The sequence below is a fragment of the Streptomyces sp. NBC_01352 genome (assembly GCF_036237295.1).
Classification (GTDB): Bacteria; Actinomycetota; Actinomycetes; order Streptomycetales; family Streptomycetaceae; genus Streptomyces; species Streptomyces plumbiresistens.
Window position 1 is genome coordinate 1069155 of record NZ_CP108354.1, and the last position, 23324, is coordinate 1092478.

The 23324-nt window shown below is 70.9% G+C and carries 20 protein-coding genes; 3 read left to right on the forward strand and 17 right to left on the reverse strand.

Features of this window, described 5'->3' with window-relative positions; genetic code table 11:
* Positions 1-32 precede the first annotated feature (32 nt).
* From OG252_RS05230 to OG252_RS05270, 9 genes are all read right to left on the reverse strand, one after another.
* Positions 33-947 (reverse strand): ABC transporter permease, encoded by a 915-nt coding sequence (locus tag OG252_RS05230; RefSeq protein WP_266451641.1) that lies wholly within the window; start codon positions 945-947, stop codon positions 33-35.
* Entirely contained in the window at positions 944-2122 is a 1179-nt protein-coding gene (locus OG252_RS05235; RefSeq protein ID WP_266451640.1) for an ABC transporter permease, read from the reverse strand. Before OG252_RS05235 ends, OG252_RS05230 begins: the two co-directional genes overlap by 4 nt.
* A complete protein-coding gene (locus OG252_RS05240; protein WP_329334097.1) occupies positions 2119-3675 on the reverse strand; it encodes an ABC transporter ATP-binding protein in 1557 nt (518 codons plus the stop codon). The genes OG252_RS05235 and OG252_RS05240 overlap by 4 nt, the downstream gene beginning before the upstream one ends.
* Before the next feature lie 34 nt (positions 3676-3709).
* On the reverse strand, positions 3710-4804 hold the full coding sequence (locus tag OG252_RS05245) for a BMP family ABC transporter substrate-binding protein (RefSeq protein ID WP_329334100.1): 1095 nt from the start codon (positions 4802-4804) through the stop codon (positions 3710-3712).
* 64 nt (positions 4805-4868) lie between these two features.
* Positions 4869-5537 (reverse strand): flavin reductase family protein, encoded by a 669-nt coding sequence (locus OG252_RS05250; RefSeq protein WP_329334102.1) that lies wholly within the window; start codon positions 5535-5537, stop codon positions 4869-4871.
* A gap of 13 nt (positions 5538-5550) precedes the next feature.
* Positions 5551-6930, reverse strand: a complete 1380-nt coding sequence (locus tag OG252_RS05255) for an amidohydrolase family protein (RefSeq protein WP_266451636.1) — start codon at positions 6928-6930, stop codon at positions 5551-5553.
* Positions 6927-7949: an alcohol dehydrogenase catalytic domain-containing protein gene (locus OG252_RS05260; RefSeq protein WP_266453156.1), complete on the reverse strand. Its 1023-nt coding sequence runs from the start codon at positions 7947-7949 to the stop codon at positions 6927-6929. The genes OG252_RS05255 and OG252_RS05260 overlap by 4 nt, the downstream gene beginning before the upstream one ends.
* Positions 7950-8176: 227 nt before the next feature.
* Positions 8177-9379, reverse strand: coding sequence for a PucR family transcriptional regulator (locus OG252_RS05265; protein WP_266451635.1), 1203 nt, complete (start codon positions 9377-9379; stop codon positions 8177-8179).
* A gap of 11 nt (positions 9380-9390) precedes the next feature.
* Positions 9391-10836, reverse strand: a complete 1446-nt coding sequence (locus OG252_RS05270) for an aldehyde dehydrogenase family protein (protein ID WP_329334105.1) — start codon at positions 10834-10836, stop codon at positions 9391-9393.
* 72 nt (positions 10837-10908) lie between these two features.
* Here OG252_RS05270 and OG252_RS05275 point away from each other — a divergent pair, with 72 nt between their 5' ends.
* Together OG252_RS05275 and OG252_RS05280 are read left to right on the forward strand one after the other, a co-directional pair.
* Complete coding sequence (locus tag OG252_RS05275; RefSeq protein ID WP_266451633.1) at positions 10909-11991, forward strand: NAD(P)-dependent alcohol dehydrogenase; 1083 nt, start codon at positions 10909-10911, stop codon at positions 11989-11991.
* Between the two features lie 132 nt (positions 11992-12123).
* Positions 12124-14325, forward strand: a complete 2202-nt coding sequence (locus OG252_RS05280) for a cytochrome P450/oxidoreductase (RefSeq protein ID WP_329334108.1) — start codon at positions 12124-12126, stop codon at positions 14323-14325.
* A 112-nt stretch (positions 14326-14437) separates the two neighbouring features.
* Here the strand turns inward: OG252_RS05280 and OG252_RS05285 are convergent, their stop codons facing one another.
* Positions 14438-15184, reverse strand: a complete 747-nt coding sequence (locus OG252_RS05285; RefSeq protein ID WP_266451631.1) for a sulfite exporter TauE/SafE family protein — start codon at positions 15182-15184, stop codon at positions 14438-14440.
* Positions 15185-15327: 143 nt separating this feature from the next.
* Here OG252_RS05285 and OG252_RS05290 point away from each other — a divergent pair, with 143 nt between their 5' ends.
* Positions 15328-16470 (forward strand): acetamidase/formamidase family protein, encoded by a 1143-nt coding sequence (locus tag OG252_RS05290; RefSeq protein WP_329334111.1) that lies wholly within the window; start codon positions 15328-15330, stop codon positions 16468-16470.
* 142 nt (positions 16471-16612) lie between these two features.
* Here OG252_RS05290 and OG252_RS05295 read toward each other — a convergent pair whose 3' ends face one another.
* From OG252_RS05295 to OG252_RS05325, 7 genes are all read right to left on the reverse strand, one after another.
* Positions 16613-17392 (reverse strand): enoyl-CoA hydratase/isomerase family protein, encoded by a 780-nt coding sequence (locus tag OG252_RS05295; RefSeq protein WP_266451629.1) that lies wholly within the window; start codon positions 17390-17392, stop codon positions 16613-16615.
* A complete protein-coding gene (locus OG252_RS05300; RefSeq protein WP_266451628.1) occupies positions 17389-18636 on the reverse strand; it encodes a cytochrome P450 in 1248 nt (415 codons plus the stop codon). Before OG252_RS05300 ends, OG252_RS05295 begins: the two co-directional genes overlap by 4 nt.
* A gap of 93 nt (positions 18637-18729) precedes the next feature.
* Complete coding sequence (locus OG252_RS05305) at positions 18730-20109, reverse strand: cytochrome P450 (RefSeq protein ID WP_266451627.1); 1380 nt, start codon at positions 20107-20109, stop codon at positions 18730-18732.
* A 10-nt stretch (positions 20110-20119) separates the two neighbouring features.
* Entirely contained in the window at positions 20120-20680 is a 561-nt protein-coding gene (locus OG252_RS05310) for a GTP-binding protein (RefSeq protein ID WP_266451626.1), read from the reverse strand.
* 3 nt (positions 20681-20683) lie between these two features.
* Positions 20684-21070 carry a DUF742 domain-containing protein gene (locus OG252_RS05315; protein WP_266451625.1) on the reverse strand — a complete coding sequence of 129 codons (387 nt, stop codon included), beginning with the start codon at positions 21068-21070 and terminating at the stop codon, positions 20684-20686.
* Positions 21063-21908, reverse strand: a complete 846-nt coding sequence (locus tag OG252_RS05320; RefSeq protein ID WP_266451624.1) for a roadblock/LC7 domain-containing protein — start codon at positions 21906-21908, stop codon at positions 21063-21065. Before OG252_RS05320 ends, OG252_RS05315 begins: the two co-directional genes overlap by 8 nt.
* Positions 21905-23068, reverse strand: a complete 1164-nt coding sequence (locus OG252_RS05325; RefSeq protein ID WP_266453154.1) for an ATP-binding protein — start codon at positions 23066-23068, stop codon at positions 21905-21907. Before OG252_RS05325 ends, OG252_RS05320 begins: the two co-directional genes overlap by 4 nt.
* Positions 23069-23324 lie beyond the last annotated feature (256 nt).

A 23324-nucleotide genomic window follows, 5' to 3' on the forward strand; every position in this document is an offset into this window, starting at 1 on the left:
GGTCGGCATCCGTCGTCGCCTGGTTGCGGCCGTCACGTCGATCCGCGCTCGAAAGGCCGTCCGAGCGCGCCGGGTTCCCGGTGTTGGGTGGTGAAGAGGAGCATGGCCAGGAGCGCGAGCAGGTACGGGGCCGCTACGAGCAGCTGGGCGTTGAGGGTGACGCCGAGTGCCGGGAGCGCCAGGCGCATCGCGTCGGAGAGGCCGAAGACCAGGCAGCCGAGCATGGTCCGGCCGAGCCGCCACGCTCCGAAGATCACCGCGGCGATGACGATGTATCCGCGCCCGGCGGTCATGTTCTGGTTGAACGATCCGACCTCGCCGACCGCGAGGTAGGCGCCACCGAGTCCGGCCAGTGCGCCGCACCACAGCAGGGCCTGCCGGCGCCGCACGTTCACCTTGATGCCGGTGACGTCGGCGGCCTGGGGGTTCTCCCCCACCGCACGCAGTTCCAGGCCCCAGCGGCTGCGCTCGACCAGCCACCAGGTGAGCGGTATCAGCCCGAGCAGCAGGAAGGCGGGCCAGCGTTCGGAGAACAGTGGCTTGCCGATGAGCGGGATGTCCTGCAGCAGCGGGATCGACAGCATCCCGACCTGGTGCGAGACGAACTCGTTCGTCGTGATCAGGTAGCTCGTCAGCCCGAGCACCAGCGCGTTCAGCACCAGGCCGACGACGAAGGTGTTGATCTGCGCCCGGTGGGAGAAGTTGCCGTGCACGAAGCCGATCACGAGGCCCGTGACGACGCCGGCGACGAGACCGACGCCGGCGCTGCCGGTCGCGCTCGCGGTGGCGATCGAGGTGAACGCGGCGCCGAGCATCATCGCCTCGACGGAGATGTTCATCGTGCCGGCGCGCTCGGCCACGTACTCACCGCAGGCGGCGAACGCCAGGGGCACGGTCAGCCGGACACCGCTGGCGAGAATGGTGGTGGTGCTGTCCAGAACGCTCACGCGGCTGCCTTCACCTTGGTCGGGACGACGGACAGGTCGGGCGCCGCCTGCGGGCTGGCACCGCGACGCCTGTTGAAGAGATCGATGAGGACGGGCGGCGCGACGAACGCGAGGACCAGCAGCGCCTTGACGACATCGACGAGGTAGTACGGCACGCCCGTGGCCGACAGGAAGTCACCGCCCGCACGCAGCACGGCGAACACCAGTGACACCGGGATCGCGACGAGGGGCCGGTTGCGTGCGACGAGCGCGACGAGCAGGCCGTCCCAGCCGAAGTTGTCCGAGAGCCCGGCCTGCAGCCGGTTGGTGCCGACCGGGCTGACCAGCAGCAGCCCGCCCGCCAGCCCGGCGAAGGCGCCGGACAGCGCCAGGGTGAAGCCGCCGAGCGCGGCCACCCGCACACCGGTGTGCTTGGCCGTCAGCGGATTCAGTCCGAGCATGCGCACCCGGAAACCCCACCGGCTGCGGGTGAGGACCACAGCGACGCCGACCGCGGCGACGAGGGCCACGAACAGGCCGATGTTCCACTGCACCGACGGGTACTGCCCGAAGCCGCCGAGCTGGGCGTTGGCCGGCAGCTGGTTGGACGCCGCGTCGGCGATGCCGGAGGAGCCCTGCGCGCTCTCCTGCAGCCACGGCGAGCTGACCGCGTACGTGACGAGCTGGATGGCGAGGAACGTCATCAGCAAGGTGCTCACCGGGACGTTGACGCCGCGCAGGCGGAGCATCACCGCGCTGAGCGCGGCCCAGACGCCACCGCCGACGGCCGCGGCGATCAGCACCACGACGACCAGCATCGGGCCCGGCAGGGCCAGCCGCAGCCCGACCCAAGCTCCGACCAGGCCGCCGATGAGGACCTGCCCCTCCTGGCCGATGTTGAAGGTGCCGGCCGACGCGCAGATGCACGCACCGACCGCGACCAGCAGCAGGGGCGCCGCGTTGAGCAGCGTCGTCGTCCATCCCGTGGCGTCGGCCAGGCTCCCGGTCCATATCGCGTCCGCCGAGGCAGTCGGCGAACCACCGGTCAGCACGAGCAGCAGCGCGGACGCGGCCGCGGCGACGGCGACCAGTACGGCGGTCAGACCCGCCGTCAGCCAGCCACTGCGCCCGGGCCGAAGCCCGGCGAGGAAACGCCGGGCGAGTTCGTCCCCGTTGGTCAGCGAGGCGGCGCTCATGCGGCCTCACCGCCGACCAGCATGCCCAGTCGCTCGGGGGTCGCCTCCGAGACGGGGAGGGCTCCGGTGATCCGCCCGGACGAGATCACCGCGATCCAGGTTGCAAGGGCCATGACTTCCTCGAGTTCGGTGGAGATGAGCAGCACTCCGACGCCGTCCGCGGCCGCCTGGCGCAGCCGGGCGTACATGTCCTCGATGGCGCCGACGTCCAGCCCGTGGGTGGGCTGCGCGGCCACCAGGACGCTGGTGTGACCGGACAGTTCCCGGGCGAGCACGACGCGCTGCTGGTTGCCTCCGGACAGGCTGCGCACCGGTGCGTCGAGTGAGGGGGTGATGATGTTGAACTCGTCGGCGAGGCGACGAGCCTCGGCGTGCATCGCGCGGCGGCGCAGCAGGAAGCGGCCGCTGAGCCTGTCGAGCGACTTCATCGTCAGGTTTTCGGTGACGCTCATGTCGAGGACGACGCCGCTTTGGTGGCGGTCCTCCGGCACGATGCCGAGGCCCGCCTTCCCGAGCGCGCCGGGCCGGCTCACGTCGACCCGGCTCCCGGCGACCTCGACGGTGCCGGCGGTCGGCGCGAGCAGCCCGGCCAGGACCTCGCCGAGCACCGCCTGGCCGCTGCCCTCGACGCCGTACAGGGCGCAGATCTCGCCCGCGCCCACGGTCAGGTCGAGTCCCTGAAGAACCTTCACGCCGCCCTTTTCGACGGTGATCCCGGCCAGGCTCAGGACGGGCGCGGGCCGGTCCTGGGCCCCGCCCCGGCCCGTGCGGGTCGTGTTGACCGGCAGCAGGCCGAGGGCGGCTCCCTCGTCGTGCAGTGACACCTCCCGGCCCACCATCTGGCGGGCCAGTTCCGGCGCGGTGGTCTCGGCGGTGACCGCCCGGAACGCGACGCGGCCCTTGCGCAGGACCGTCACCCGGTCGGTGGCCTGCACGATCTCGGCGAGCTTGTGGCTGATGAGGATGACCGCGCGGCCCTCCTCCTGCACCACCCGGCCGAGCACGGCGAACAGTTCCTGCGACTCGGCCTGGGTCAGCACCGAGGTGGGTTCGTCCAGGATCAGGATCTGCGGGTTGCGCCGCAGACACTTGACCACTTCGACGCGCTGCCGCTCGCCCGCCGAGAGCGCGTCGACGCGCGCCTCGGGGTCGACCGGCAGCCCGTACCGTGCGGCGACCTCGGCGATGTCGGCGCAGATGGCCTGCTTGTTCACCGCGCCCGTGTCACCGAGCGCGACGTTCTCCCACACGGTGAGGCCGCTGATGAGGCTGAAGTGCTGGTGCACCATGCCGATGCCCAGCTCGGCCGCTTCCTGCGGGCTGTCCAGCGCGACCTGTTCGCCGCGCACCAGCACGGTGCCGGCGTCGCGCCGGATCAGCCCGAGCAGGACCTTCATGAGACTGGACTTGCCCGCCCCGTTCTCGCCCAGGAGACCATGGATCTCGCCGGCGTCGACGGTGAGGTCCACGGCGTCGCAGGCCGTGACGGATCCGTAGGACTTGGTGATGCCACGCAGCTCGAGGATCCGGGCCGCTGAGGTCGTCGGTGTCATCGCGTGTGAATCTCCTGGGTCGGTGTCGGCACGGTCAGCCGAGGCGATTGACCTCGGACTCCGGGTCGATCTCCTTGCTGCCGATCTTCTTCATGAAGCCCGCCAGCTGCTGGTCCTCGTCGCCCTGGCCCTTGCAGATCTTCACGGTCGGGTAGGGGTCGACGCCCAGCTGCCACACGCGCGGCGTGCCCATCTTCAGGTCGTCCTTGGCGAAGTCCTCCAGGGCGGCGCGGAAGTAGTCACCCGGGCTGAAGATCACCGAGATGTCGAACTTCGGGCTGGTCGAGTCGCACCGGTCGGTGCCCGGGGTGAGGGTCAGCACGCCGTTGGCGTTCGCCACCTTCGCCGCGGCGTCGGTCGCGCCCCCGAGGTAGGGGTAGATGACCTTGGCACCCTGGCTGATCTGGGCCTGGATGGCCTCCTTGGCCTTCGCCGAGTCGTTGAAGTCACCGGTGTAGGTGCTCACCAGGGTGGCCTTGGGGACCACCTCCCGGATCCCGGCCAGGAAGGCCTTGGCTCCCAGGACACTGAAGTCGGCCTTGACGCCGGTGACGAACCCGGCCTTGGTGTAGCCGGCCGCCTTCATCTTCAGGCCCGCGGCGTAGCCGGCGGCGAGCATCGACTGGTTGGGGTTGTCGGAGGACAGCATGATCCGCGGGGTCTGGTCGATGTTCGCCGACGACGGCACGTACCAGGCGGTCTTGGCGCAGACCGGCTCCTCGGAGGCCGGGATGGCGGCCTTGAGCTCACTCGCGGCGAGCGCGACCATGTCGACCTTCTGCTGGCACAGCGCGCGTGCGGCGCTGAGCGCGTCGCTCGCGGGCACGCTGCCGCGCTTGATGACCGTCCAGCTCTTTTCCTTGGCGAAGGCGTCCGCCGAGTCGACGAAGCTCTCGTAGTAACCGTGGTCATTGATGTCGCCGGGGCTGAGGACGCCGATGACGACCTTGCCGTCACCGTTGACGTCGGGCTCGTTGAGGCCCGAGCCGCCGGTGCCGCTCGCCGCGGGGGTGGTCTTGGCTGCCGTCGCCTCGTTGCTGGCGCAGCCGGAGAGCGCGAGGGCTCCGGTGAGGGCGAGGGCGAGGCCGATGGGGGCCCGACTACGACGAAGCGAGCTTCTTGCGGTCATGTGCGTTCCATTCGCTGGGTGGTACCGCCATGGAGAGGCGGTGGCGAGAAAGAGGGGGGTGGGGTCAGTTGGCGGACGAGTCGGCCCGGCCGAGCTCGGCGTAGGCGATCCGCTCCTGGTGGAAGATGGACTCCTCACCGGCGGTGACGAACCACGGGAAACCCATCCGCCCGACCGCTCGGACCCGGGTGGGGTCGATGCGGCCCGGGGCGGACATGACCGAGTCGTCGGTGGTGATGCAGACGACCTCGGCGAGCACGATGTGCACGCCCGAGAAGCAGGAGGTGTGGTCGCCGCGGTCGATCACCTCGTGCACCCTGCACTCCAGGTGCGCGGGGCTGTCGGCCAGCGACGGCGTGTCGACGACCTGTGAGGGCACCGCCCGCCAGTCGGCGACGTCCATCTCGCTGACGCCGCGGGGGTACTCGCGGGCCACCGCCTCGATGTGCTCGGCGATCTCGGCGGTGGTGACGTTGACGACGAACTCACCCGTGCGCTCGATGTTGAGCCAGGTGTCCTTCGGCTCCGAAGTCGCCTCCCGCTGGGCGCCGATGGTGACCGCGATCAGCGGAGGCTCGCCGCTGACCGGCATGTAGTAGCTGTACGGCGCGACGTTGATCCCTCCGTCCGGGTCGAGCGTGGTGATCATCGCGATCGGCCGGGGTACCACCAGCTGCGAGAGCAGGCCCTGTTTCTGGGCCGGGGAGCGTCCGGACATGTCGATGACGTTCAACGGGTGGTCTCCTTTACGGGGTGCCCGCCGGCCGTGTCGGCCAGGTCGGGCGGGGCGTGAGGCCGGCACGCCGCAGCAGGGCGCCGGACCGCTCGGCGGCGGCCTCGGCGACGGCGGCGAGGTCGATGCCGGTCGGCTGCCGGTCGCGGACGACCACACGGCCGTCGACCAGCACGTCACGGACGGTGCGGGACACATGGCCCCACACGAGCTGGCGGGCCAGGTCGCCGCGGGGCATCCAGGCGGGGTCGCGGGTGTCGAGTACGACGAGGTCGGCGGCCTTGCCGACCTCGAGGGAGCCGGTCCGCTCGCCGAGACCGACCGCCTCGGCGCCGTCGACCGTGGCGAGCGCGAACGCCTGCTCGGCGCGGATCGGGTCGGGCAGGTCACGGTCGCGTTCCAGGCCGGCGAACAGGTAGGCGGCCAGGAGGACGTCCGGAGCGTCGCCGGCGTTGTGGGCGTCGCAGCCCAGGGCCACCCGGCCGCCCCGGCGCACCAGTTCGGCGTGGCGCGAGGCGCGGGTGTAGCCCTGGGCGAGGCGCAGGTAGGCCCCTGGGCAGGCGGCGACCGCGGTACGGGTCTCCAGGATCGCGTCGACCTCGGTGTCGTCGAGCCAGACGGCGTGCCCCAGGAGCAGGCGCGGGCCGAGTACGCCCAGCTCGCCGAAGTGGACCACCGGTCGGCGCCCGCAGCGCTTGGCGTAGGCCTCGACGTCGGCGGGTCCCGGCGAGACGTGCCAGGTCAGTCCGACATCGAGCCGCTCGGCCAGGCTCGCCGCTCCGGCGAAGAGCTCGTCGCTGGCGAGGTCGTGACCGACGAGCGTCACCCAGCCGGTGACCGGCCCGGTGGCCGGAAGGGCCCGGACGATCTCCTCCTGACGGGCGAGTACCTCGTCGGCGGGGGCGCCGAACGGCACGCCCTCGGCGTCCCAGCCCCAGCCGCCGACCCGGGCGCGGATACCCGCGGCGGCCAGCCCTGCGGCGACCCGTTCCGGGTGGGCCACCGTGCCCGGCTCCAGCACCGTGGTGATGCCCCGGGACAGACACTCGACGGCGGTGATCGTCGCGGCCAGTTCGTCGTCGTCACCGTCGGCGTGGCCGTGCAGCGGGACGATCCAGTCGAAGATCGACTCCTGCGAGCTGATGTGATCCGGGATGGTGCTGCGCACGAGGGGGTCGACGGTCGTGTGCTGGTGGGCGTCGACGAGACCCGGGATGACGACACAACCCGACGCGTCGATCTCCTGTGCGTCCGGGAAGCGGGCGCGCAGGTCCTCGGTCGTGCCGAGCGCGGCGATGCTGTCTCCGGACACGGCGACCGTCGCGCCGGTGAGGACCCGTCGCGCGGGGTCCATGGTGACGATGTCGCCGCCCACGATCAGCAGATCGTTCATGGCGTGATCACGACCTTTCCGATGGTGTCGCGGGCGCCGAGTACGTCCCAGGCCTCGGTGAGGTCCTCGAGCGGGAACCGGGCGGCCGTGGGCAGGTGCAGGCGGTCGGCGAAGCAGGCTGATGTGGCGGCGACGAAGTCGGCCGAGGTGTAGCCGCCGGCGCCCAGCAGTTTCAGGCCGCGGTGGAAGACCTCCTGGAGCGAGAACGACACCTGGTCGCCGCTGGTGTTGCCCAGCAGCACCAGACGCCCGCGGATGCCGAGGCAGTCCAGTGAGGTGCGCCAGGTGTCGGTGCCGACGTGGTCCAGGACCAGGGCCGCGCCGGCGCCGTCGGTGAAGGCCGTCACCGCTTTCGCCGGGTCCGGTTCGTCGTTGCGCAGGGCCAGGTCCGCGCCGGCCGCGCGGGCGGCGGCCAGCTTCGCGTCGCTGCCCGCGAAGGCGACGACCGAGGCACCTGCCTGCTTGGCCAGCGCGATGGCCGCCAGGCTGACGGGACTCGCGGCCGCGTGCACCACGAAGGTCTCACCGGCGTCCAGTGCCCCGACCGTGTGGACCGCGTGCCAGGCCGTCGCGAAGGCGGTGGGCAGGGTGACGGCCTCGTCGAGCGGCAGGGACTTCGGGACCCGGACGATCGATTCGGCCGACGCCAGGACGTATTCGGCGAGCGCGCCGGGGGCGTTGCCGCCGAGGATGCGCGGGTTGGCGCAGTACGCACGATCGCCCACCGAGCAGCGCGGGCAGCTGCCGCAGCCCTGGGTGGGATCGGCGATGACGCGGTCACCGGGGACGATGGAGCTGACCGAGGATCCGGTCGCCACCACCGTTCCGGCGAAGTCCATGCCCGGCACGTGCGGAAGACGGAAGCCGGGGATCAGACCCGGCCCCTTGCGCTGCAGCAGGTCCAGGCGGTTCAGCCCGCAGTACGCGACCTCGACGACGACGTCGCGGGCACCGCACACCGGCTCCGGGACCTCCTGCAGGGACACGACCTCGGTTCCCCCGAAGTCGGTCTGCACCATCGCTCGCACCGCGGCCCTCCTCACCTCAGCCGTCTCGCATTGCGAGGCGGTGGAACGTATTGTGAGGCCACTCTGCCCATGCCGACCAGTGCTGTCAACGCTTGTATGGAAAAACTGGGTTTCGTCGGCGTTGCGCCTGTTCGTAAAGCTCACAGCGCAGGCCGCGGGTCGGAATGAGCGCGTGCCGGCACCTGAGCCGCGCCACCGCGGCCACAGCAAAGGGCGGTTCAGCGTCCGGCCGGAACCGGCTCGTCGTCGCCGCGCAGCCGCTGGTCGTCGGCGGCGAGCAGGTCGAGCGCCGCGAGCGCCAGGTGCAACTGCGCCGAGGCGGCCGGAAGGAGGGGGTCCGTGCCGAGGAGGGTCTTGATCTGGCGGACCCGGTAGCCCACCGAGTTGCGGTGGAGATGGAGTTGTTCGGAGACGCTCTGCCGGCTGCCCCGCTCGGCCAGCCAGGCACGCAGCGTCGCCATCAGCTCCGGACGCTCCCGGATCGGCCCGAGGTGCGCCTCGGCGTACGCCTCCAGCTCCGCGCGCGGGAGCGGCAACAGTACCTGGACCACCCCGCAGCCACCGAAGGTGAGCAGCGGGGCGTGCCGGCTCCTGGCCAGCCCGAGCAGCCGTTCGGCCTCGGTGAAGGACCGGGCCAGACCGATCGGCGAGTCGGGGCGGGAGCCGCTCGCCGCGACGACGTGGTCACCGGCGGACTCGTCGCCGGTCATGAGGCGCAGCCGGCTCTGCAGCCGGGTGAGCTCAGCCTCGCCCGGCACCACCGTCCACGCCGTGCGCGCCTCCTGCTGCACAGGGTGCTCCAGCCAGGCGAGGGCGGTGGACCAGGCGCGCAGTCGGGAGCCGCTGTAGTGGAGTACGGCACCGGCCGGCGGTCGTTGCAGATCGATCCCCAGTCCCGCGGCCGCCGCCCACACCGAGGGGCTCACCGTCCCGGACCGCAGCGCGGCGACGACGTCGGCCGCTGTGTGCTGAGGCGAGACCTCGGCAGAGCCGTCCCCTCCGCGCAGGGCGTCGATGAGAAGGGCGGTGACGGCGGCACCGGCCAGCGCCTGCGCCCGGGGGTCACCGGGACCCACGGTCAGCAGCACGCCGCCCACGGTCGCCCCCGCACGCACGGGCAGCGCCGTGGCGCGCAGTCCGTCGAGCGTGTCGACCACCGGTCCGGCCACACCGGCGAGCACACTGTCCGCCACCGTGGCCGACACGCCCGTGCCGCCGTCGGTGGTCGCCAGCGGCGCGCCCTCGGCGGAGAGCAGGCGCACCTGCCGGCCGGTCGCCCGCGACAGCGCGCGGAGCACGTCCGAGCGCGCGGCGCCGGCGAGGACGGCCTCGGTCAGTTCCCGCTCCAGCCCGGCAGGTTCGGCGTCCGGCCCCCATCCGTCCCGGGCCGGTCCGGACCGTGCCTCGGCGATGGTTCCCATGGTGTCCCGTCTCAGCGGTCCAGCAGCCGGATGGCCACGCCCTTCTCCTGGGTGTACTCGCGCAGCGCCGCGTAGCCGCCGCCCCGGCTGAAGCCGCTGTCCTTCTGCATGTTGAAGGGGAAGCCGATCACTCCGGCGTCGTGGAACTGGTTGACCGCCACCTGCCCGGAGCGGACGTCCTTCGCCAGCCGCAGGGCCCGGGAGACGTCGTTGGTCCAGATACAGGCCAGCAGGCCGAAGTCCGTCGCGTTCATCAGCTCGGTCGCCTCGGCCGTGTCGCGGAACGACTGCACGGCGAGGACCGGGCCGAAGACCTCCTCGCGGGCGACGCGCATGCCCGCGTCCACACGGTCGTACACGGTCGGCTGGACGTACCACCCGTCGCCGGTGGGCGCGCCACCGGTGACCAGCCGCGCGCCCTCGCGGGGCGCGTCCTCGAGGAAGCCGCTGACGCGGGCGAACTGCGCGGCGCTGACCAGCGGTCCCATGTCCAGGTCGGCGTCCCAGGGCCCGGTCTTGACGGCGGCCATGGCGGCGGCGACCCGCTCCACGACCTCGTCGTGCACCGAGTCCTGGACGAGCAGCCGGGAACCGGCGTAGCAGTTCTGCCCGGCGTTCTCGGTGATCGAGGCGACGACCGCGTCGATCGCGGTGTCGAGGTCGGCGTCGGCGAAGAGCACGTTCGGCGACTTGCCGCCGAGTTCGAGCTTCACCGGGACGAGGTTCTGCGCGGCGGCCGTCATGATCGCCCGCCCGGTGGCGGTGGAGCCGACGAAGCTGATGTGGTCGATGTCCGGGTGCGCGGTCAGTGCGGCACCCGCCTCGGGGCCGCCCGCGACGACGTTGATCACCCCGGGCGGGAAGCCGGCGCGGCGGGCGAGTTCGACGAGCGCGAACGGGGCCAGCGGCGCGACCTCGGACGGCTTGAGGACGACCGTGTTGCCCGCGGCGAGCGCCGGCGCGACGTTCGCGGCCATGAGCACGGTCGGCACGTTCCACGGGATGACGACGGCGCACACGCCGTACGGCTCGGGAACCGTGTAGCCCAGGTAGTCGGGACTGCGGGTCGGCAGCGTGACGCCGGTGAGCTTGTCGGCCGCGCCCGCGAAGTAGTCGATGATGCCGTGGGCGATGTAGATGTTCGTCCGGCCCCCGGACAGCGGCTTGCCCACGTCCCTCGCCTCTACGGCCGCCAGCGCCTCGACGTCGGCGAGGATCAGGTCGGCCCAGCGCCGGATCAGTGTCCCGCGCTCGGTGGGGTTGGTCGCCGCCCAGCCAGGGGAGGCGCGGCGTGCCGCGGCGACCGCGTCGTCGACATCGGCTCCGCCCGACAGGGCCACCTTGGTGATCACCTGCTGGGTGGCCGGATCGACGACGTCCAGAGTGCCGCCGTCGCGGGCCGCGACCCACTCGCCGTCGATGAATTGCTGGGAGGAAGGGAAGTCAACAGCAGCCATACGTGAACCTTGACCGACCTTGTCACGCATGTCAATATGCGATCTCGCTATGTGAGTCACTGAGGAGGCCTGGTGCGCGCCACCGCCGCTCTGCTGGAGCAAGCCGGACAGCCGTTCGTCCTGACCGAGGTGGACTTGGAGGAGCCCCGTCCCGACGAGGTGCTCGTCCGCGTCGCCGGCGTCGGCATCTGCGGCACCGACCTCGAGTTCGCCACCTTCTTCCCCACGCCCGCGCTGCTCGGGCACGAGGGGTCGGGCGTCGTCGAGAAGGTCGGCGCGCATGTCACCTCTGTACGCCCGGGCGACAACGTCACCATGTCCTTCGCGTCGTGCGGCACGTGCGCGCTGTGCCGCACCGGCTCGCCCGCCTACTGCCGGAGCTTCGACGCGGTGAACTTCTCCGGCCGCCGGCCCGACGGCTCCACCGCGGTGACCCATGAGGGCCGCGAGGTCAACGCCCACTTCCTGGGCCAGTCGTCGTTCGCCAGCCACGTCGTCGCGCCGGAGCGGGCGGTCGTGAAGATCGACCCCTCACTGGACCTGCTGCGGGCCGGACCCTTCGGCTGCGGCTTCCAGACCGGCGCCGGCGGCGTGCTCAATGTGCTGCAGCCGCGCCCCGGCTCGTCGATCGCGGTCTTCGGGGCCGGGGCTGTCGGCGTGGCCGCCATCATCGCGGCCTCGCTGAGCGGCTGCGCGATCGTCGCCGCCGTCGACGTCAACCCGGCCAAGCTGGAGGCGGCCCGCGGCTACGGCGCCACACACACCGTCGACTCCTCGGCCGGGCCGGCCGCCGAGCAACTGGCCGCCCTCGTCCCCGAGGGGTTCGACTTCGTGATCGACACGACCGGGCGCGAGGACGTCCTGCGCACCGCGGTGGAGTCTCTGGGACCGCTCGGCCGCGCCGGGGTCATCGGCGTCGGCCCGAGCGAGTCGATGAGCTTCGACTGGCGCAGCATCCTCAACGGGCGCAGTGTCACCGGCATCATCGGCGGGTCCAGCCTGCCGCAGGTGTTCCTGCCCCAGCTGCTCGACCTCAACGCCAAGGGCCGGTTCCCGGTCGAGAAGATGATCACCTACTTCCCGTTCGAGCAGATCAACGAGGCCGTCGCGGCGGTCCGGTCAGGCTCGGTCGGCAAAGCTGTGCTGACCTTCTGAGACGTCGCCCACCCGGCGTTGTCGCGCACCGCGGCAGCACCTTAGGGTGGCGACGCCGATGAGGCACCAGACATCCGGTGGCGCGGCCGGACAACACCGCGCAGAAGGCCGAGCACGTGGAGCGTGCCCACCATGTCCGCCGACATCGACTTCGACCACCACTCCGACGAGGCCAACGCCGATCCGGTCGCCTACTACGCGCGCATGCGCGAGAGCTGCCCGGTAGGCCGTTCCGCCGCCTACGGCGGCTTCACCTACACGACGCGGTATGCCGACGTGGCCCGCATCGCCCGCGACGACGAGACGTTCTCCTCGGCCCGCAGCGACCACGGCGGCCAGGGCGTCGGCATCGTCATCCCCAAGGGACCGGGGCTCGACCAGTATCCGATCGAGCTCGACCCGCCGCGGTCGACCGAGTACCGGCACCTGATCAACCCACTGCTCACCCCGGAGGCGATCGAGCGGCTGGTGCCCATGATCGAGCGCCACGCCGCCCGCATCGTGGACGACTTCGTCGAGCTCGGCTCCTGCGACTTCGTCCGTGACCTCACCAACCCGCTGCCGGCCGCGGTGACCCTGGACTGGCTCGGTTTCCCCGAGGAGGACTGGGAGAAGCTGGCCGGGCCGATCCACGACATCTTCGCCGCGGCAGCCGGCAGCGAGCGCGCCGTGCGCGGAGCCGCCGGGCTGGCCTACATGGATCAGCGCATCCGCGAGCTGATCGCCGAACGCCGCTCCGCGCCGCGGGCCGACGCGGTCAGCGCGCTGGTCGCCGGCCGGCGCGACGACGGCAGCGAGTTCGGCGAGGACGAGCTGGTGTCGGTGATCGGCCTGCTCATCGCCGGTGGCGTCGACACCACCACCTCCCTGACCGGATCGACGCTCGTCCACCTCGCTCGCCACCCCGAGCAGCGCCGGCGGCTGATCGACTCCCCCGATCTGCTGGACACCGCGACCGAGGAGTTCCTCCGCGCGTTCGCCCCCTCGCAGTCGATGGCGCGCACGGTCACCCAGGACGTCGAGGTCGGCGGCTGCCCGATGCGCGCGGGTGACCGCGTGCTGATCCCGTGGGTCGCCGCGAACCACGACCCCGCGGTGTTCCCCGACCCCGAGCAGGTACGGCTGGACCGCGACGCCAGCCGGCATCTCAGCTTCGGCATCGGCTCGCACCGGTGCGCCGGCGCCCACCTCGCCCGGGCCATGTTCCGCGCGATGATGACCCAGGTCCTGACCCGACTGCCCGACTACCGGGTGATCGAGGACGGGCTCGTCGCCTATCCGACGCGCGGCAACCAGTCCGGCTGGGACGCGGTACCGGCGCTGTTCACGCCCGGTCCCCGGGCGACGGCAGGGGCAGGCTCGATCCGCGCGCTGACCACGCCCACCCCGCTGCGGGCCACCGCGGTGCACGCCACGGCCGAGGACGTCGTCGCCGTCGACCTCGCCCTGCCGGACGGCGGCGAACTACCCGCGTGGCGCCCCGGCGCGCACGTCGAGCTGCGGCTGCCCTCGGGCAGGCTGCGTCAGTACTCGCTGTGCGGTGACCCCGCCGACGCCACGACCTGGCGCATCGGCGTCCTGCGCGAGCCCCGGGGCCGGGGCGGGTCGACCGAACTCCACGAACTGGCCCGCCCGGGAGCCGTGTTCGCGGTACGCGGGCCGCGCAACCACTTCCCGCTCGTACCGGCGGCGTCCTACCTGTTCCTCGCCGGCGGCATCGGTGTCACCCCGATCCTCGCCATGGTCCGCGAGGCCGCCGGACGCGGCACGCCCTTCGCCGTCGTGTACGGCGGACGCACCCGCTCCACGATGGCGTTCACCGACGAACTCGCCGCCGTCGCCGGCGACGCGCTCACCCTGCTCCCGCAGGACGAGGCCGGGATGCCGGATCTTCCCCGGCTGCTGGGCGACCTGGACGCGGACACCGCCGTCTACGCGTGCGGGCCGGCGCCGATGCTGGCGGCCGTCGAGCGCGAGTGCGCCCGCCTGGACCTCACCGACCGGCTGCATCTGGAGCGCTTCACCGCCGGCGACGGCCTTGAGACGGCGTACGACGCCGCCGAGAACCGGGACTTCGAGGTCCAGCTCGCGCGCACGGGAGTCACCCTGACCGTGCCGGCCGACCGCCGCCTCATCGAGGTCCTGCGCGACGCCGTACCCGGCCTGTCCTACGACTGCGAGAAGGGATACTGCGGCGCCTGCGAGACCCGTGTGCTCGCCGGGACGCCGGAGCACCGGGACTCCGTACTCACCGACGAGGAACGCCTCGCCGGGCGCACCATGATGGTCTGCGTCGGCCGGTGTCAGGGCGACCGGCTGGTCCTCGACCTCTGAGCCGTGATCGGCCGGTGGGCGGCGTTCAGGGACCGAGCGCCGCCCACCAGCCGGCTACCGACCCGCGCGGTGGCCGAACCGGCACGGCCTGACGATCCGTCTCCAGGAACGGTCAGCCGAAGGCGCGCACACCCAGCCAGACGCCCGCCAGCACGCCGAAGCCGACCACGGCGGCGCGCAGCACCGGCTCGCTCAGCCTCGTCGACAGCCGGCCGCCGAGTACTCCCCCGGCGAGGGACGCCGGCGCGACCACGAGCGCGATCATCCAGTGCACAGGGCCGAACAACGCGAACACGACGAGCGACACGGTGGCCACGACCAGCTGCAACGTCCCCTTGAGGACGCTCACCTCGGCCAGCGGAGCGGACAGTGTGAGGCCGAGCAGGGCCATCAGGATGACTCCCAGCCCACCTCCGAAGTAACCGCCGTAGACCGCGCCGGCGAACGTCCCGGCGTACAGCTGGACGCGGTGGTCCTCGTCTGCGGCGCCGAGCAGCGCCCGCAACTTGGGCTGGAAGGCGAGGAGAGCACTGGCCCCGAGGACGAGGAACGGCACCGCGACCGAGAAGACCCGTGACGGCGTGAGCAGCAGCAGCGCGCATCCGGCGGCGGCACCCACTGCGGACACGACCGCCAGTGACGTCACGGAAGACGGGCGGGAAGACCCCCGCAGTGCCGCGACATTGCCCAGGTAGCCAGGCCAGAGCGCCACGGAGTTGGTGACGTTGGCGGCCACCGTACCCAGCCCGCCGGCGACCAGGGCGGGGAAGAGAAGCAGCGACCCGCCGCCTGCGATGGAGTTGACGAATCCGCCGACAAGGCCGGCACCGCCGATGAGAACAACGTCGCCGACGTCCATCCGGGTCTCCTCCACAGCAACTTATGCGAGATGCCATGTTGTCATACGAGACAGCGTTACGGCGCGGACCTCGACCGGAAACACCGGGGCAACGGGACGTTCCTAGCGTCGGGCCCACCCCTCCCCTTCATGAAAGGTCGGCCATGACTGCGATCGACTCGCCCCTTCTCGATGTCGCCGCGACCGGCTTCCCGGTCCTCCAGCCAGGCCACGGAGCGATCGCGTCGCCGACCTACGTCCCGGCGACGCCCGAGAACACCCTGTGGGGGCGCCTTCCGTGCGAGGCGGACGCACCGTGCGCGGTCGTGCGACCGGGCTCCGTCGTCACGGTCGACACGCTCAGCCACGAGGGAGTCCTCGAGGACCAGGGCCGCAACCCCGGTGAGTTCTTCGGCCGATACGGCGTCGGCGGCGGCCATGTGCTCGACGACGCCCAGCAGGTGGCGGACTCCGGTATGCCGCACGACTTCGACGACGACGGGCCGCACCTCGTCACCGGGCCGATAGCCGTGGCCGGCGCCCGGCCCGGCGATCTGCTCGCCATCACCGTCCTCGGCCTCACCCCGCGCGTTCCGTACGGCATGGTCTCCGCACGCCACGGCTTCGGCGCCCTCCCCGGCGAGATGCCCTCGCTGGCCGGTCCCGCGTTCACCTTCGCCACGGCACACGCCGATCACCACGGCGCGTGGGGCCGGATGGCGGTGGATCCGACGGACCCCTCCCGCGGCTCACTGCGCTTCCCGCTGCGGCCGTTCCTCGGCGTGATGGGTGTGGCGGTGCCCGGCGACGAGCGGCCGCACTCGGTGCCGCCGGGGCGCCACGGCGGCAACATCGACATCTCCCTGCTCGGCGAGGGCGCCACGCTGTACCTCCCGGTGCAGGTCGACGACGCGCTGGTCTACTTCGGGGACCCCCACTTCGCCCAGGGCGACGGCGAGGTCGCCCTCACCGCGTTCGAGGCGTCGCTGCGCGCCACCGTGAAGCTCGAAGTGGTGCCCGGCGGTGCCGCTCTGCGGCCCGGCCACGGCCGCGTCGCCCCGTTCGCCGAGACGGACGACTACCTGGTGCCGATAGGCCTGGACAAGGACCTCAACGAGGCGATGCGCGACTGTGTGCGCTGCGCGCTGGACCTGCTCACGACCGACTACGGCATCGAGCGCCACCTGGCGATGGCATACCTCAGCGCGGCAGGCGACTTCGCGGTCTCCCAGGTCGTCGACGACGTGAAGGGCGTCCACGCGAAGATCCGCAAGTCCGACTTCCACGAGGTCCGCCGACCGGCCTGACCGGTGGATGCACGCTTGTGCGCGCCGCCGCTCAGGACCCCGAGAAGGACCCGGGCGGCACTTCGACCCTCTGATCGCCCTGCGGATGACGCCGTCCGCGCTGACGGCGACAACCCGCTGGGAGCGCTTCGCTGCGGGGCTGTCAGGTCACGGCTGCGCGCTGGTTGAGATGTGCCGTCAGGAGGTGGGCGTCGAGCAGGGCGACGTCGGCCGTGCGGTCGGCTCGTGCGTAGCCGGCGAGCATGCGTTTGGTCAGGACGAGGGCCTCGGGCGAGCGTCGGACGAGCGGTCTCGTCCATGCGTCGACGGCATGGTCCAACTGGTCGAGGGGCGCGACCTTGTGGAGGATACCGAGCCGGTGGGCGGTGGCCGCGTCGAACACGTTGCAGGTGAGCATGAGTTCGCGGATCCTGGCGACGCCGGCTTCGGAGATGAGGCGACCCATGGCTCCTCCCCAGGCGGGCGGGAGTCCTACCCCGACCTCCGGCATACGGAACTGACAGGTGTCCGCGCCGGCGCGCAGGTCGCAGTAGGCGGCGAGCGCGAGGCCCGCGCCGATGACCTTGCCGTGGAGCCGGGCGATGGTGACGGCGTGCGTGCTCTCCAGGGCCTGGCACAGGCGGTGGGCCTTGTCCGCGATGCGCCGCAGGGTGGCACCCGTCGGATCCAGGGCGAGGGCATCCACGTATTCGTGGCGGTCGGCCCCCAGACAGAAGTCCTCGCCCATGGACGACAGCAACACGATGCGGACGTCGGGCCGTTCGTGGAGACCGTCGAACAGGGCGATGAGGTCGTCGAGAACGGCCACGCTCAGCGTGTCGTCCTGTTCGAAGGGGTTGAGGCGGACATGGAGGACGGGGCCGTCCTGCTCGGCGAGTACGGCCTTTGCGGTGGGGGCAGTGACGGTGGAGGTTTCGTTCATGCGAGGGCGACGTCCAGCTTCAGCAGGCGACGGAAGGCCACCCGGGGCGCCCTCGGCGGGCGGCGCACGAGGGTGAGGCGGGGCAGGCGTGTGACCAGTTGACGGAGCAGGGTCTGGGCCTCCAAGCGAGCCAGCGGCGCGCCGAGGCAGTAGTGGATGCCACCGCTGAAGGCGAGGTGGGCGGGTTTGCGGTGGAGGTCGAATCGCTCGGGATCGCTGTGTCTGGCCGGGTCCCGGTGGGCCGCCCCCACCATGAGGTGGACCATTTCGTCCCTGCGGACCTCAAAGCCCCCCAGGGTGCAGTCCTTGGCGGCGACCCGGCTGATGACGTGCGTGGGAGAGTCGTAGCGCAGCGTCTCCTCCACGAAGGCGGGCACCAGGTCCGGACTGGTGGCGACCAGGTCCCACCGCTCCGGGTCCTCGACGAGCAGGAGCGTCATGGTCGACAGCAGGGTGGAGGTGGTCTCCAGGGCTGCGAGGAGGACGAACAGGGCCAAGAAGTAGACCTCTTGGTCCGCCTTGTCCTGGTCCGGTTCGATGGCGTCCCAGGCCTCTATCCATCGGGACACGGGGTCCTCGCCGAGGTGGGTACGCCGGTCGTGTACTAAGTCGACGAAGTAGTCGCGGAGTTCGGCCATGGCCACGTCGGACGTGGCCAACTGGCTGGCCGAGGGCAGCAGTTCCTGGGTGAAGACCTGGTCGTGGGTGAGTTCGCGCAGGCGCGGCCAGTCGGCGCTCGGCAGGCCGAGCCAGTCGCCGATGGTGGCGACCGGCAGCTCCTCGCTCACCAGGGCGGCGAAGTCGGCCTCCCCGGCGTGCAGGTGGTCGGCCAGGGAGTCCAGCAGGCCGTCGGTCACCCGGCTCACCGTCCGGCCGATCCGCTCGATGGTGCCGCGGTCGAAGGTGCCGGCCGCCCGGCGCACCCTGGTGTGCTGCGGGGGGTTGAGGGCAGGCATGGTGCTGCCTATCTCGCGTGAGGAGGGGGCGCTCCAGCGCGTGCGCGGGCCCTGGCGCTCCCGCCAGCTCTGGTCCGGCTCCAGCCAGTCGCTGCTGCGGAGTATCTGGTCGCACATGCTGAAGCTGGTCACGAGGGAGCCGCCCCAGGGCGCTGGGCTGACTCCGCCCCTCGACCGGAGTTCCGTGTAGATCGGAAAGGGATTGGCTTGCCCTTCGGCCGTCCGCAGACGGGAGAAAAGGGCGACGGTGGCCCGGCGGTCGGATGACGGAGTCGTGGCACTTCCCACGATGACGGCTCCTTTCTGAGCATCAGCCGCCATACGTACCCGTGGGGTGCTTGAACCATCCAATAACACAGTGTTCTCGTAGGGTTACCTACATCACTCGCCCCTTGTCCATGCGAGGAAACGGCTGAACAGCCCGCCCTTGGGCTGCGGCGCGGCATGCGCCGCCTTCCGGGATGCGGACGCCGCGGAAGGCTGCGCGGCGGGGGCGGACAGCTGTCCTGTCCGGACGTCCACGGGCTTCGCGGGCGCGGCGGCGGCCGACGTCACGGTACGCGGGGTGAAGCGGACCGGAATGGTCACCAGGGACCGGCTCCACGGCGCCGGTACCCAGGCGAGTTCCTTGAAGGCGACGCGCATCTCGACGTCGGGAAGCCGGTTGAGCAGAGTCTCGACCGCGGTGACCGCGATCATGAACGCCGGGTCCTTGGCCGGGCACCCGTGGGGGCCGGCACCGAAGGCCAAGTGCGCCTTGGCACTGAGCTGTTCACGGTGCTTGGTCAGCTTGGGATCGTTGTTGGCCGCCGCGAAGGAGATCAGGACCGGCTCGTCGGCCGCGAGCGTCCTGCCGCCCAGTTCGACATCCTGAGTCGGGTAATGCGCCGCGTAGTTGGCGATCGGTGCGTACTTCCACAGGGTCTGGGAGACGGCGTCCTCGACCGGCAGGCCGACCTGCCAGTCCTCGCTGAGATACAGCGCACTGCTGGTGCCGATGGTGGCCGACAGGGGTGCCGTGCCGCCGGAGAGCAGCGTCACGAGTTGGTGCAGCACCTCCTCGTCGGTCAGCTCCGCGGAGTGCTGCATCAGGCGCGTGGTCAGGTCCTCACCGGGCTGGCGCCGTTTGAGAGCGATCAGTTCGGCAAGTGCCCCGCCCAGCACCTGGTCCGCCCCGGCGGTGCCTTCGAAGATGCCGCTGATGCCGACGATGACGCGGTCGCCGATCTCGGGCGGGCAGCCGAACAGGTCGCTGAACACCAACAGCGGGAGCGGTTGGGCGTAGTCGGCCATCAGCTCCGCCTGGCCGCGGGGCTCGGCGCTGAACTGGCTGATCAGGTAGTCGGCCGACTGCTGGGTCTGCCTGACGAGTTGGAGTTCGTCGACGGTGGCCAGGCTGTCGGTGACCGCCTGCCGCAGCCGGGCGTGTGCCGCGCCGTCGCTGAACAGTGCGTTGGGGCGGTAGCCCATCATGGGCAGGGCCGGGCTGTCCTCGGGGACGCGTCCTTCGTTCAGCGCCTTCCAGCGGCGTGAGTCCCGGACGAACCAGGCGGGGTTCTGCAGGATGTACAGGGCCGCGTCGTAGCTGGTGACCAGCTCGACCTGGACGCCCGGTGCGATGTCGACGGGGGCACTGGGACCGGTGGAGCGCAGGTGAGCGTAGTGACCCTCGGGGTCGGCGCCGAACTCGGGCCCGAACAGCTGGACGTTCTGGTGTGCGGGGCAACCGGCCGGTATGCCGGATGTGTTGAACTGCTGCATGCCATGGCTCCTAGCCGAGTATGGACATAAGGTGCTTCACCAGGGTGACGAGCGCCTTTGCCGAAGACTGCTGACTGCGGACGTCGCAATTCACGATGGGTGTCTCGTCGGAGAGGTTCAGCGCCTCGCGCACTTCGTCGAGCGGGTAGTCGGTGGTGCCGTCGAAGCGGTTGACACCGATGGCATACGTCAGGCCGAAGCTCTCGACCCGGTCCAGGACAGGGAAACTCTCGTGCAGACGCTCGGGGTCGACGAGGACCAGGGCACCCAGCGCACCCCGGGACAACCCCTCCCACACTTCCTTGAAACGTTCCTGTCCCGGCGTTCCGAAGAGGTACAGGACCAGCGTGTCGCTGAGGGTCAGCCGGCCGAAGTCCATCGCCACGGTGGTCTTCGTCTTGTCCGGCGTCCCCGTCAGGTCGTCGAAGCCCTCGCTGGCCTCGGTGATCTCTTCTTCGGTCTGCAGCGGTTCGATTTCGGAGATGCTTCCGATGCAGGTGGTCTTCCCGACTCCGAAGTGACCCACTATGAGGATCTTCACTGCATGGGAGACGTCTGGATCCAGGTACACGAATTAGGCTCCGAATCGGGTGTGCAAGCCATCGAGCACGGCGCTGAGCAGTTCGCGGTCGGGACGTTCGGCGTGCGGTATGGGCTTCCGCACGAGGATGAGGCCGTCCTCCTCCATCTGCGCCAACAGAATGCGCACGATGCCCAACGGCAGGTGTGTGTGGCCCGACACCTCGGCCACGGACAGGAAACCATCGGTGACCAGGTCCATGACCTCGCGCGCTTCCGGGGGAAGCGTGCGCGCCGCGGCCGACGCACCCGGTTGCGCGGTCACCAGCGTGGTGTGCTCGTACTCGTGGTCCGCGGGAAGCGCACGCCCCATCGAGATCACGAAGAGAGGGACTAAGGCGGAGGTCAGCTCCAGCTCCTGCTGGTCCGGATCGTCATGCATCGCCGCCCCTCTCTCCCCGAGGCGCCCCGCCCGCGCTCAACGTAGGCACCACGTCGTGCAGCCGCGTGGTGAACTCCTCGATATCACAGTCGTGTTCGGCGGCCGCAGCCAGGAAGGCACCGTCACCGGCCGCGATCAGGAAGATCCAGCCGTGCTGGAACTCGATGACCGTCTGCCGCCACTCGGCGTCCTCCAGACCGCCCGCGAACTGCGACGTGACACGACTGTAGGAGTGGATACCCGTCATGGCCGCCGCGATCGTGTCCGCGAGGTCCTTGCTCATCCCGGAGGTTGCTCCGCGCGGGAGCCCGTCGGAGCCGAGCAACACCGCGTGAAGAGCGCCTGGGACATCCGCGACCGCCTTGTCCAGCTCGGCCAGCACGAATCCCGAACCGCTCACACCCTCGCGCCGGACCGCCCCGCCGTCCTCACCCGCCTCGTCCGCGCCTCTCACCCTCGGCGGTGACGTGAGGCTGTCTCCCAGGCGGGCGACGAGCCGGTGCATGCGGAAGGAGATCTGCTGCAGGTCGACATCGGGCTCCGCGGCGGCGGCGAGGTAAGCGCCCTGCCCCGCTCCGATCAGAAAGATCCAGCCGTGCGAGAACTCGATGACCGTCTGGTTCCACCGCCGCTCCGGCGCCGGCCCGGCGAAGTGAGCGGTGGCCCGGCTGAGCGACTGCATCCCGGCCATGGCGGCGGAGATGGTCCGCACGTCCTTCTCGGTCAGTCCGTCCGTGGCGCCGCGGGGTAGACCGTCCGCAGACAGCACAACGGCGTGCAGGGCCCGAGGCACGTTGTCCACGATGTCCCTGACCATCCACGACATGTCTGTGGTCATGCCTCTTCGGACCCTTCGGGCTCAGAAGCGTCAAGGCCGCGGCCTTCGAGCGTGCCGCGCTGGAGAGCGCCCAGGCCGCCGCCGGAGCGGCGAGGACCCTCCTTGGGTATCCCGGTCCCGCTCGTGCCGCCCGTGCCGGCGACGCTTGCGACCGGGGGCTTGCGGCCTCCTCGCTTCGGCAGGCCGTGCACCGTGCGCGCCGCGGTCTGCTCCCCGCTCTCGACGCGTCGGATGTTGCTGACGGGCGCCTCCGGGGCCGGTGGCGGGGTCTCCTCCATGGTCCACAGCTCCTCGGGCAGCAGGACGACGGCCCGGACACCGCCGTACCGGGAGAAACCGGTGACGTCCACCTTGAATCCGTACTGGCGGGCGATCAGACCGACGACGGGGAAGCCGAACTTCGGCTGCGTCCCGAGCTGCGACAGGCGCGTGACGTCGTCGCCGGACAGCAGCGCGGACGCCTTCTGGCGGTCCTCGTCACTCATGCCGACGCCGGCGTCGTCGATCACGATGCACACGTTCTTCTGGATCCGCTGGAACGTCACTTCGATCGGCGCGTCGTGCTGGGAGAAGCTGGCGGCGTTGTCGAGGATCTCAGCGACGGCGAGGGCAACCGGCGCGACCGCGGACGGCTTCAGCGCGATGCCGCTCTGCTGCATGATCTCGACCCGGTTGAAGTTGCGGATCTGTCCCATGGCGCTGCGTACGACGTCGTAGACGCTGGCGGCCTGCTTGCGGCGGCCCAGAGGCGCACCGCACATGACCGCGATGCCCTGGGCCTTGCGCGCCATCTGCGCGTTGGCGTGGTTCACGTCCAGCAGATCGGCGAGGACGGGGTGCCCTCCGTACTTCCGCTGGATGTTGTCGAGGAGTGTCGTCTGCTCGGCCGCGAGGCTCTGCAGGAAGCGGGCGGCGCCCTTGAGGACGGCCTTGGTGCTCTCCTCCGCCGCCTGCTCGGCTGCCTCGATGGCAGCGTCCTGCTCGTCGGTGAACTTCTTCAACTCGGCTCGCGAAAGCGCCAGTTGGCGTTCGACCGCCTCCAGCCTCTGCGTCAGCGCGGCCTCGGTCTGCCTCTTCCTCACCCCCAGGGCTCTGTTGCGGACGACGAGTACCGAGACTGCGACGACGGCTATCGCCGCTACCGCAACCAAGCACCACATGAGCGCGTCTCGATTCATGGAAACCTTCCCGGCGCGTGGCATGCAGACATCGACGGATACACCTCGCGAGGATCGCTGGCACATCCACGAGGAACTGCATGACCGCTGTTGCACGAAGAGCAGGCCGACCTCGAATCAGCACCGAAGCCGAGTGGATCAAGGTCGCAGACGCGGGAATGCTACCACCGCAGAGCGAGCCCGAAGAGGCGCCCCCTGTGACGTTACGTGCTCCCAACGCAACTGTTATGGAAGGTCG